Below are 11720 nucleotides of genomic sequence, written 5' to 3'. Positions count from 1 at the left end.
CACTATTTAAGGAATTGAGGAATCTAATGATGCTAACAACAGAGATAAAAGAAATGGTATCCACTTTATATCAGCTCCACAGGATCGACAGTCTCGAAAAGCTGAATCCTGAAGAGATCGCTCTGCGTTTCGGAATAGATCTAATCTATCTTCCAAGCGCGTCCTTCTACTGTGACGGAGTCATCGTCTTGGGTGAACAGCTTTCTTGCAAAAAGAAATGGCAACTTTTCGGGCATGAACTCGGGCACGCATGCTTGCATTCCGGAAACCAGTTACTCATGGATGATGAAGAGAGAAAGATTCAAGAACGAGAAGCCGAGCTTTTTTCACTGTACGCCTGCCTGCCGGACTCTTTGCTCGCTCCTCTCAAACCAATTAAAGCTATCCAACAAATCACCAGGCTTTTTAGTGTTGAAGAAAGCTTTGCCCGCAAAAGACTCAGGCTTCCATGACAGCAAAAAAACCGACCTTCATCAGCTGGCCGGTTCGTTACTCGTATTCTCAGTTTCTTCAATTTCAATTCCGGTCACTTCCGGGGGCGTATGTTCCTCGTGGACAGCATGATAAGAAGCCACCAAGAACGAAGCGAATTGTCCGCGGCTCGTGGTCTCTCTCGGTCGGAACTCGCTCACTGTAGTGATTCGATGCTTCGATAGAATATTGATCGCCCGACGGTCCTCTTCGCCGAAATCTGGACTCAGATCCGTCACTTTTGATTGAACATCAGTCAGATCCGGCAGGTCGAACGCACGTACGAGCACCATCGCCATCTGGCGCCGAGAGATGTATTCCGACGGCATCAGCCGATTGTTCGAACCCTGGAAGATCCCTTCCTTCTTCACAAGAAGTGAATATTGATAAAGCTCCTGGTCACGAGCATCTGGCGGCACGTCCGAAAACGGTTCGACGCCGGACAGATCAAATTCCGACACCTTCTTGCCCGTGGTCTGCTCGATATACTTGCCGAACGCCTTTACGACGTTTGCCCGGTTCAGCTTTACGGAAGGACCAAATTTGTTATCCGGATAACCCGTCATGAGTCCGAGCGTGCGGGCCTCCATGATGTTCTGGAAGTGGCTGCTCTCCAGTGGCACATCGGCGTAAAGCATCGGGTTCACCTGCCCGTCCCCTTCTGCCTGTCCACCCGGCAAAAGCATTAATCCGGCGGCCAACAACAGTGCCGCCCCCGCTCCGGCTACCCATCCCTTTTTCATCGTATCCGCCTCCTTTCCGGTACCTATCATTATAGCTTGTCTATTCATTTAATGAAATTGTCTTACATATTGCTCCGCTATTTGACCCGCAAGTTCCCCGACCGGTTATTCCAACCTTCAACTATCCCGCTTTCGCCGAATTGGATGGAAGAATACTCATACGACCATTGGTTCAGGATGGCATTTACTTCGCTAGGCGTTCCCATCGCTGCGATCACTTCCTCCTTCGAGGACCCCTTCGTAAAATAGGCATTCGGGGATGGGCTCCCCATGTCGGCATTTAGGATCGAACCCCGGTCACTCCACCCTTTGACTTTACCCTGTTCATCGAAAGAAACAGATGAATAGTCATATGACCATTGATTCAGGATGGCATTCACTTCGCTAGGCGTTCCCATTGCGCGAACAACATCACCTGAGGAAGACCCAAGAGTAAAGGTAGCGCCCTGTACAGCAGAACCCAAATCCGTCTTCAATACATTGGCTCGGTCATTCCACCCCTTTACCCTTCCCTGTTCGTCAAATTGGATGGAAGAATAATCGTAGGACCACTGATTCAGGATGGCATTGACCTCATCGGGCGGGCCCATGATCGCCTTCACTTGTACTTCAGTGGAGCCAATGGTAAAACCGGGACCCGAATAGACCGGTGCCGCGTCCGAACCGGCTTCGCTCCCGCTCTCCTGAACCGTCGAGCTTTCGGATGAGGAATTGCCCGCATCCTCGGCCGGCTCCGTTACAGGCGGAACTTCTTCCGGTGGAGAGTCTGGAACAGCAGCGCCTTCAATCTCCTCATCATTATCCGTTTCCCCGGCTCTCTGCGCCACTGTTGCTTCCCGGACTTCGGTGCCCTCATCCACAGTTGTTTCAGGCTCCTCAGATGCCTCATCTTGTAACTCTGGAATAGATCCGGCAACTTGCTCATCACCCGGGTTTTCTTCAGCCTCGTCGTAGCCGGCCAACCAATCGTCATCATCGTACCCACTGTCCACTGTGTTCCCTTCGGTCGCGGGGAGATTCATAATGAACATTAAAACTGCAAACAAAATAAAACCAAGCAGCGTATAGCCTGCCTTCTGCATCAAATTACCCTGCTTCTTTCGCGGCCGCTTGCGGTGCAGATCCTGGCGGGTCCGCCCAGTCTCACTTATTGACTGACTCGCAGAAGCCAAGGAACCGGTTTTGAGGACGGAGGAACCGGCTTTCTCAGGGACATATCTGATGGATTCCGGCTGCCGGTGCGACTTGGCAGGCCTGGCGGATATCCGGGCATCTGGATAATCATCCCGTGCCATCAATGGTTCCTGATAGTTTCTAAATACTTCTTCAAAATACTTCAGGTCCTTGCTGACAGACTGTTTTTCCCGATTTATGTTCAACGGCCGATCCGCTTTACCTTCTGTTTTTTCCGGCAATACAGGATGGTGTCTGTCTGTGCTTGTTTCCGGAATCAACAGGTCCAGAACCGGCTTCCAGTCCACTCCATGCATTTCATGTTCGACATTTCCTTGAAAACGCTTTGCCCTCTGCAGGCTCATCTTCAAACTGCCTTCCAGATCATCAGAGAACAGATGATGCTTTAAGAACGCTTCCTTGCTTGCCTCTTGCCAGCCATTGACGCTGGGGTGCCTCAAAATCTGGCCCTTCGTGAATGAAGGAAATACCGCAACCGAGGTAATAATCTTATGAGGGTCTTTCCCGATTTTGGAATGAATGATATTCTTCAGCTCCGCGCGGTAACGATCGGCTTGATCCAACGGGAACTGCTTTTGCTGTTCAAAATTCGTTATAAAAATTCCATTCGGTTCTACACGCTGAATCCGCCGAAATGCCCACGTCTTCACTTCCACAAAAACAAAACCGTAGGCCGGGTCGAAAACCAGAATATCTGCCTCTCTGGACATACCCATCCGGGGATTGGCTATAATGATAGAGGTCGCAGGCAAGAATCTGTCCAACTTCTTGAAGACTTCGACCTCTCCGTTTGTACCGATCCGGCTTTCTTCTGTGATAGCCCTCTTCTTTTCTCTCTCCAACTCTTCCAAACCAAAGGCTCGTTTCTCCATCTAGGACACTCCTGTTCCCCTAAGTCACTCTTTTTACTTCCAGTATAATCTTTCCAACCGCTTAAAGGAAAGAAGTAATTACAGCTGAAGGCATGTAGAGACAAAGACTGAAACCGGTTGGCCTTAAGGTCGATCACTTCTTTGGGTCTCCAATCTTCATATATAACGGGGCTGTCCGAAAAGTCGATTTTAAAACAGAAAAAGCAAAAGGCAAGGATTCGGGTCGCTATCTGCAGGCCTGTCGCCGAGCCTCCTCCGGCTTACAGCCGTGAGGGGCCTCGGACAATCGGCTATCCTGCAGGAGTCTCCAGACGTCCTTGCTTTTTGCTGTCTCACGGGGCCATTCAGTAATTTCTGGACAGGCCCGTTCTTCTTTCAGGAGGCCTTCTGAAGACCGCCTGCCTTGCCCTCGTTTTCCCAGATCGACTCAATCCACTCGGGATGGTCGATGAACGGATTGCGGTTGCCTTGGATTTCGAAGATCTTGTCGTTCCGGTTCCGCTCGAATTCGCTCACCGGATCCTGCTCATGCCATTTCAGCAAGGTTGACAGTTTCCCGTGATACGGCGCGGTGCCGTTGCCGAGTTTTTCGTTCAGTTCAAGGTCGACCCGGTCGTCTTCGCCGTAGCGGGTCGCCATGTAGAACAGCATGCGGGCCACGTCGCCCTTCACTTCATCGGGCGGCTCGAAGGAGTTCGCCGTTTTGAAGCAGCCGTTGCAGCCTTTCACCGGACTTCCGCCTTCATCGAAGTCGAGATTGCCGCGGGAGCTGTTCACCTGGACATCGGTCGGCCGGAGGTGATGGATGTCGGTGCCCGGGCCGTTGGATGTGCCGAAGTTGCCGTGGGACTTTGCCCAGACGTGCTCGCGGTTCCAGTCGCCGACGTTTCCGCCGTTGCGGTCCTTCGAACGGGATTCCTGCGAATAAAGGAGAATGACGTTGTCCGGATTGGCCGGGTCTTCGTCGGTCTCTTTCAGGGCGTCCCAGACATCCCCGTACGACAGGACATACTGCTCGGAGATGATGTCATGGAGAGCGTCTTTCAGCGCATCGCCCTGAAGCCCTTCTGCATCCGCATAGTAGCCGTCTCCTTCACCCGGCAGCTCCGGTTCTTCCGGTTGCCCGGCCGCTTCTACCGTTACGGTGAACCGGGTCGTGACAGATGCCTTGCCGTCTTTCGCCGTCACGCCGACAATATGGGTGCCTTCTTCAAGGCTGAGCGTCAGGACCGATCCATTGACCGTCCCTTTCGTCGCCGAGTAAGTGAGCTTATCCCCGTCCGGATCGCGGAAATGACCGGCCAGGTCGACGGTGACCGTCTCCCCTGCTATCACGTTCTGATCCGGGATTTGCGTACTCACGACAGGTGCAAAGTTCCGCTCGCCCGGAAGGCCGATGATCCGGCCCTTCGAGTCATAAAGCGCCAAGTATTCCTTGGAAGCTTTCTTCTGGAACATGATCTTCCGGATGTTCTCCCCGCCGCGGACTTCGATCGGCTTGGCCCCTTCGATCACGAGTTCCTTCACTTCAGTGCCTTTCGCATCGATGATCGTGCCGTCCTGCTTCGGTTTCACGTAGACGACCTGGTTCTTGAAGCCTTCGCCGTGCAATTCTGCATAGCGCCCGTTCAGGTGGAGGCCGTCAGGAAAGTGGGCCTTCGCCCCCATCGTGACCGATACGCTTTGCTTGCCGATCGTTTCTTTCTTCTTGCCCGGCTTGTCGAACACGAAGTGGTCCTGCGCTTCAATCGGTTCGAACTTCTGCCCCTTCACGAGATCGACCTGCACCATGAGCGGATCATGGTCGCTCGCACGGCCGGCCATGTCGGTGAAATCGGCGTTCACATGCAGGATGTCGATTTCCGTGTCATCGACGAGGTTGTTCGACACGACGATATGGTCTAGCACCTGGGAGTTGCCCTGATACACGTACGTGTACCGGTCCGGCGCGTCCACGCGGTTGATCATGTTCGTCATGTGCTCGCCTTCGAACAAGCGGAGCGGTGCGGAGAACTGGTAGTCGTTGTAGTCGCCGACTGAGACGATGTTCGCATCCGGATTGTCGGCCTTCACTTCTTCAGTGAAATCGCGGACGAGCTTGGCGATTTCCAGGCGCTGTTTTTCACTCTTGAGCACAGGCGGCTGGATCTTGCCGAAGATCGGCGTGTCCCCGCTCTTGGAGTTCCAGTGGTTCGCGATGACAACGACGCTCTCGCCCTGGAAGTCGAACTGCGCCGCAAGCGGCTTTCGGCTGCTTTCAAACGCCGGGTCCTGCGGCGAGATGCGCCCAGGGTTCAGCGTCAGCTTGCCGTTCTCATAGCCGACCGCGGTCGTCGCGTCCCCGTGCGGGATTCCTTCGGTGAGCGACACGCGCTCCGGATTGTAGAGGAAGCCGACGCGGATGTTCGCATTCGGCTGTCCGCCGTCTTCATTGTTCACCGGGTTGATGTTCACATACTCATAGCGCACGCCGCCGGCTTCGACGATCGCATCGATCAGCCGCTGATACGACTGCGACGCATCCGAGTCACCCGGATCTGGCCCGTTGTTGTCCTGGACTTCCGTCACGCCGACGATGTCCGGGTTCTGCATGTCGACCGCAAACGCACGGGCGAGCTTGCGTGCCTTGTCGTCGGATGTCGTCTTTTTGTTGTTCGAGAAGTTCTCGAGATTATACGACGCAATCGTCAGCTTATCGTCGTCGTCTCCGGACGCGCCTCGCCCTTCACATGGGCTTCCTGCATGTCGTCAAGGGACGCAAAGATCTTATAGTTCTGGAACGAATAACCGACGACCCCCGTAATCGTGCCTTCGAACTTGTCACCCGTTGCGACTTCAAAATCACGCGCGGCGCCGTTCGGCTCAAGGCGGAACTGGATGCGCTCCGGGTTCTGGTCGCCTTCCTTGTACAGGATGCCGCCGTGGATCGTCTCCGCCGGCCAGCTCTCAAGCACCGTCACGATGTCTCCGTGCTCCTGCGGACCGACCGCACGCACGGTGCCGACCGACACGCGCATCCCTTCGAGGCTCTCCCAGAAGTCAATCGCATCGACGTCCGGATTGAACACGGTCAGATTATCGCTGTCGACATGCTCCGTCGGGAGATTGTTTTTATCGATGACGATCGGAAGCGGCAGCTCGACGCCCCGCTCGAGGATCTTGACGTCCCCGCCCTGGTCATCGCGCACGTTGATCTGAGTGACCGGAAGATCCGTCTCCTGCCGGTCGCCGTAGCCGTCGATCGCATACTCGCTCACCTTGCCCTTGACGGACACGAGATCACCGATTTCAACCGGCCATCCATTGCGCCCTGCATAGAGCGTGATCGCTTCGGAAGTCCTCGAATCATCGTCGATTTCGTCATCCGGCGTCTGGATGTGATAGTAATGCGAGCCGTTCAGCTCATAGTGGTACGTCACAATCCCCTCGACGCCTTCCACGTTCTGCCCTTCGTACGGGCTGAAGTGATCGGCCCCTTGGATGTCATGGATGCGGAGCGCATCGGTGACTACATAGTCATACACCATGACGTCGCCGAACTCGCCTTCTGCACTCCGGACGACCGTCCGGAGGACCGTATCTTCCTTGACCGAGATCGGGCCAGTATATTCGACGCCGCCTTCTCGCGGGTCCGTTCCGTCGATCGTGTAAAGGATGTCAGCGTGCTTCGTCGTCGTCGAAAGCGTCACCGTCTGCGTGCCGACATATGTCCCGCTCCCCGGCTTGGCAATCGCCGGCTGGAGGATCGATGAGTCAACGATCACATCTTCCGGTCCGCGCGGGATGACCTGGTAGTCAGCGTCAAACTGCTGGACGATGCCCGTGATCGATTCGTACTTCATGCCCTCCGCTAGGTCGAGCCGGTCCTGCTCATCCCGGACGAGGAATGTTCCGGTTCCGTCTTCCGCCGCGTAATTGGCCCAGCCGCTGCCGCCTTCTTTGGAAATCAGCTCAACGTTCTGGACCGTGACGAGCCGGGACTCGAACGACTCGCCGATCTCGCTTCCGGTCACCACCTGGGCGGCCGGTGCCTCGGCGTCTATCCGCTTTTCAACTTTCGCCCCGTCAAGCTGAAGCAGCCCGCGGTAATCCGCCAGCTTCCCGGTGAGCACCACTTCCTCGCCGACCTTCAGGCCGAGCGTCGTCGGACGGACCGCGATCCCGCCTGTGCTGTCCTGCACGGAAATCGTGTTCTTCAGGTTGCCCGCGACAACTCCTTTGATCGTTACCGTTTCGCCGAGTGGAAGCGCACGGGCTTCCGCAATGGACAAGTACTCGACCGGAGCTTCCGGCTCACCCGGCTCGCCGGTCCCGTCCATCTCATGCCAGCCAAGATTCGAGAATTCGTCCTTCGGGAATGAATTCCACTCCGCGCTCCGGTCGAATGCATCATCAATCACCGTGTCACCGGCTGTCACAGACGGCTTCCGGACGAGCGTCACATCGGTCCCGAAATTGGCCCGCACGCCGACCTGGCCGAACGAATCCACCACTTCCCCGTTCTTCCTGAGGACGAGCGCATCATCGCCGTTGAAGTTGATGACGCTGCCGTTGACCTCATCCGCTTTGGACAGGAGTTCCGCAACCGACTGATTGTTCGCCAACACATGCGTCTCACCCGATTTCAAGGTGCCGGACAGCTGCAGCTTGCCCTGGGTGGTGGCATTGCCGTTCGCGTACAGCTCCAGCGTATAGGCCGACAGATCGACAGCCTTCCCGGTGCCGTTGAACAGCTCAACAGCCTTGTTGAAGCCGCTGCCTTCAACGTACTCGGAAAACAGCAGGTCCGGCGTTTTTGAAACCGCTTTCACAAACACAGGGATGGCAGGCAGAAACAGGCTGATCGCCAAGCCCGCAGACAACAGACCGTTGATTGATCTTCGCCACTTAAGTGACTTCATTCATCATTCTCCTTTTTAAATAGGTTTTGATAAAGCGGATCCTTACATCTCTATCATGCCGAGACAACCGTCTAAAGGCAATATAAACTTATAGATTATTAAAAGAAAAAGAAAAAGACTGTGCAGGGAATCGATTATTTCGATTCTGCACAGTCTTTAAAGTCTTTTTTGATCAGTTTGATGCAGTTTCAGTGGCAGCCGTTCCGTAGATTGCCTGGAAAGCTTCTACAAGCGCTTTGTGGTTTTCTGGAACAAAACCATCTTCGCCTTCTTCAGCTTCAAGATTCGCACTACGGACCCATTCCTTAAGTTCCGCTACGTTCGATGGAAGAATCGCCAAGTCTGCAGGCTTTGCTTCCTGGACAGCTATAGAAACTGCTTGAATCTGCTCTACAGTAGCTTTCTTGAAATCCTCGTCCTTTGTGAAGTCCAAGCCAGTGACGCCTTCCTTGTTATTGACCATGCCTTGGAACTCTTGAAGAGTTGTGGCTTGATCCATCTTCACATCTTTAACATTTACGATATGCGTACCAAGAACTTGATTGTCTTTGCGCACGCGAAGAGTAAAGTTGCCTTTATCTCCAGCTTCGAAGCCTGTCAGAAGAATCGTATCATCTTCTCCACCCTCTACAAATGTGAGAGTGCCCAGGCCTGTGGTTGCCGCAATATCCACAGTACCCAGCAGGATATCCTGACCTGCTTGATAACCGTCGGCTTCCGTGGATGTTTCTGCATAGATAGTAGGAACGTTTTTCACTAATTCAATATCCACGTTAGCATTTGAAGAAAGGGTGATGTTTTCTGCATCCAAAAGATCCGAAAGTTTTACAGGAGCAGTGGTCACTTCATCTGCACCAAATTTGATGGATTTAATGGCAGGAGTCGTATTAACCACAGTGATGGTGATTTGATCGACCAGCAGCTCGCCCTCTTTTACGGAAACCACCGTCGTGCCTGTTTTGGTGTTGTCGTTCGTTTCAACAGTGATGACTCCTTTATCTCCAACTGTTGCTGTTACATTATTGTTGTTTGTGCTTACCGAGTACTTATCGCCGACATCCTCAGTTGCTCCAATGAGGAGGCCCTCTTTATTGTACTGGTTAAGGACAAGAGTCAAATTATCATCTTTGGCAACCGGATTCACATCAAGTGTTGTATCTTGTGAGCCATCAGCCAGTTCCAAGCGATACGATTCGGCTTCAATGTCCGTACCAACCGTCAATGGAATGCTAAGAAGTTCTTTCTCACCGGCTTTGATCACAACATTGCCGCTTGCGGTCTCGCTCAAGTCTTTAGCAACCACTTCAGCCACATATTGTCCAGCTTTGTCATCTTTGGTCACTGTCACTGTGGCAATAGTCGTTTTGCCGTCAGCATCTTTAACATCCATGGTTCCAGTAATCTTATTCGTCTCGCCTTCATCAAACGGCATGCCATATTGGTCAGTTACACTGAATCCAAATGTGCGTTGCTGTTCCCTGAGAAGGCCAATTTTATCTACATTTGCTTTAGCTGTTGCAGCAACGCGGGCTTCGGATTTAACTTTCACCGGAACAGTAAGCTCTTCACCGGAGCCTTCATGTTTGACGGTGATGGTCGCCGAACCTGGTGCCACTGTAGTCAATTCGCCGTTATCATTGACTTGTACGACTTGCGGGTTCGAAGAGGTAAAGACCAACTGACCAGCAGGGATTTGCTTTTCCTTTTCTCCTGCTTTTGTCGTACCCAGTACATTAGCAATAGAGGCCTTCTCATCAAGGACGATAGTGCCTCCGACAACAACCTGGCCGTTGTCAAGCTTCAATTCATAGCTGTCAAGTGATGCAATGGTCGATGCGAAGTCTTCAACTTTCAATGTTGCCTTGTTAGAAGTGAGGACTTTATCATCTTTGGAAACGTTAACCTCAAAGCGGATTTCGTCTCCTGCCTTCATTTTGCTTTCGTCCAGCTCGCCCGTTGCTTTATCTACGAAGAGACCCGTAACAGTCGAGAGGAACTCAACCGTATAGCCTTCTTCCTGAAGCTTCGCAAGATCCGCTTTTTCACCATCGTTGATTGTGAATGTGGCGAATTGCTTGTCTGTGTTGGCATCAACAGTTGCGCTGACAGCCTCAACCGACTTGACTACGAATGCCGGCTCTTCCGGTTCTTCTGTAGGAGGTTCTACCGTGGCGTCGTAAGAACGGACAAGGAACGATGCGAACTGGGCGCGGCTCGTCGGGCTGAGCGGACGGAAGTCCAGTTGGTCGGTAATTCCATTTTCGTAAAGAATCTCAATAGACTTGGCATAGCCCGAGCCTTCAACGCCTACGAGATCCGGTTTACCAGGCTGATCTTCAAAATCGAAGGCACGAACCAGTACCTCTGCCATCTGGTCACGTTTGATCAGTCGTGTTGGCATCAGCTTGTTGTCCGATCCCTCAAAGATGCCTGCCTCTTTTACGATCTTAGAGAAAGTAAGAAGCTCGCTGTCCACCCAGTCGTTCGGGACATCATCAAAGTTAGGGACAGAAGCAATGTTATTGTCTGCAACATACTCATCCAGAGACTTTCCGCTGCGCGCCACAACAAACTTGCCCAGCGCCTTTGTCACATCACCGCGGTTGAGCTGCTTGTTCGGCTTAAATGTTCCGTCATCATAACCCGTCATGATGCCAAGTTCGCGGGCACGAATAATGTTCTTGTAGTGCGAGCTGGTAACAGGTACGTCTGTATAGGAATTAACAGCTACGTCTTGGGCATCTTGTGTAGCAGGAGCAGCTGCCGCTACCGGTACGATTGCACTCGCCATCAAAGCAGTGGTTGCTGTCGCTGTCGCAAACTTCTTGTATGTCTTGGTTCTCAAATCTACATCCTCCTAAGAATACAATAATCGGGGAGATCATAATATATGTCCTCCCCTAGACTAATACCCTGTCTATCGCATTGAAAACACGAGAGTTATAGTCTCAGAATACTATTTTACGTTTAAATGATTACGATAGCAATTCAAATATAGCACCAACATATTTCCAATAGCTGGATGTAAACAATAGGAAGACGCCATCCGTGCGTACATTCCTTAAATGGATGAAGTCAGAGAAGGAAAGACTATAGAATTAGGTAAGCGCAAATGACTTGTTTGATATCGCATCTTGCCTAACAAGGGACCCAGAGGAGCAGAAGAACAGCGAGATCCTTTTTCTTTTCGCCATTCCATCCAGCCCCGAAGTCTTGGCATCATTCAACCACGTCTTAAACGCTTCCTTAAGCGCATCCGCTTTCGAAGGTTTGGATGCATATTTAGGTATCGGTCCAGGTACCACTTCTATTTCTCGGTCAGCTGATCCGACTGCTTATGGAATACATGGCGAATCCTCTTGCAATGCTTGCGGTCTTAATCGCTGAACTCTTTCTGAACACGTACACGAATTCGTTCTAATGCCCAATGGACGTAACGCACGAAGTGGAACCGATCCATAACGATGACCGGATTGCCGAGCGCCTTCTTAACTGCACTCTTGAACGTATAACTCATGTCCATAACGATCACCTCAACG

At 52.5% G+C, this 11720-nt stretch carries 7 protein-coding genes and 1 pseudogene; 1 reads left to right on the top strand and 7 read right to left on the bottom strand.

The annotated features are described in order from the left end of the window. Positions 1–29 precede the first annotated feature (29 nt). Complete coding sequence (locus BN1189_RS09630; RefSeq protein ID WP_179860940.1) at positions 30–452, top strand: ImmA/IrrE family metallo-endopeptidase; 423 nt, start codon at positions 30–32, stop codon at positions 450–452. A 21-nt stretch (positions 453–473) separates the two neighbouring features. Here the strand turns inward: BN1189_RS09630 and BN1189_RS09625 are convergent, their stop codons facing one another. From BN1189_RS09625 to BN1189_RS16825, 7 genes and pseudogenes are all read right to left on the bottom strand, one after another. After that, entirely contained in the window at positions 474–1214 is a 741-nt protein-coding gene (locus BN1189_RS09625) for an S-layer homology domain-containing protein (RefSeq protein WP_040227712.1), read from the bottom strand. Positions 1215–1291: 77 nt separating this feature from the next. Further along, entirely contained in the window at positions 1292–3280 is a 1989-nt protein-coding gene (locus BN1189_RS09620) for an NERD domain-containing protein (protein ID WP_040227710.1), read from the bottom strand. Between the two features lie 375 nt (positions 3281–3655). Continuing rightward, positions 3656–4468, bottom strand: a complete 813-nt coding sequence (locus BN1189_RS09615) for an endonuclease I family protein (protein ID WP_441296271.1) — start codon at positions 4466–4468, stop codon at positions 3656–3658. Positions 4469–5140: 672 nt separating this feature from the next. Continuing rightward, positions 5141–5965: pseudogene (locus tag BN1189_RS16545) on the bottom strand (endonuclease/exonuclease/phosphatase family protein); the annotation flags it as partial. Positions 5966–5967: 2 nt separating this feature from the next. Next, the gene (locus tag BN1189_RS09610) at positions 5968–8181 is read right to left on the bottom strand and encodes a lamin tail domain-containing protein (protein WP_143242297.1); all 2214 of its coding nucleotides are present in this window, start codon (positions 8179–8181) and stop codon (positions 5968–5970) included. Positions 8182–8353: 172 nt separating this feature from the next. Then, positions 8354–11026, bottom strand: a complete 2673-nt coding sequence (locus BN1189_RS09605; RefSeq protein WP_040227708.1) for an S-layer homology domain-containing protein — start codon at positions 11024–11026, stop codon at positions 8354–8356. 531 nt (positions 11027–11557) lie between these two features. After that, entirely contained in the window at positions 11558–11713 is a 156-nt protein-coding gene (locus BN1189_RS16825; protein WP_082194219.1) for a transposase, read from the bottom strand. Positions 11714–11720: the final 7 nt, after the last annotated feature.

This window comes from Bhargavaea cecembensis (genome assembly GCF_000826125.2).
Classification (GTDB): domain Bacteria; phylum Bacillota; class Bacilli; order Bacillales_A; family Planococcaceae; genus Bhargavaea; species Bhargavaea cecembensis_B.
Note: the sequence above shows the minus strand (reverse complement) of the source record. Positions and strands in the feature narration are given on the sequence as shown.

Bases quoted from the DNA above. Each gene is read 5' to 3' on its own strand.
- BN1189_RS09630 (WP_179860940.1), top strand. From the start codon at position 30: ATGCTAACAACAGAGATAAAAGAAATGGTATCCACTTTATATCAGCTC.
- BN1189_RS09625 (WP_040227712.1), bottom strand. From the start codon at position 1,214: ATGAAAAAGGGATGGGTAGCCGGAGCGGGGGCGGCACTGTTGTTGGCC.
- BN1189_RS09620 (WP_040227710.1), bottom strand. From the start codon at position 3,280: ATGGAGAAACGAGCCTTTGGTTTGGAAGAGTTGGAGAGAGAAAAGAAG.
- BN1189_RS09610 (WP_143242297.1), bottom strand. From the start codon at position 8,181: ATGAAGTCACTTAAGTGGCGAAGATCAATCAACGGTCTGTTGTCTGCG.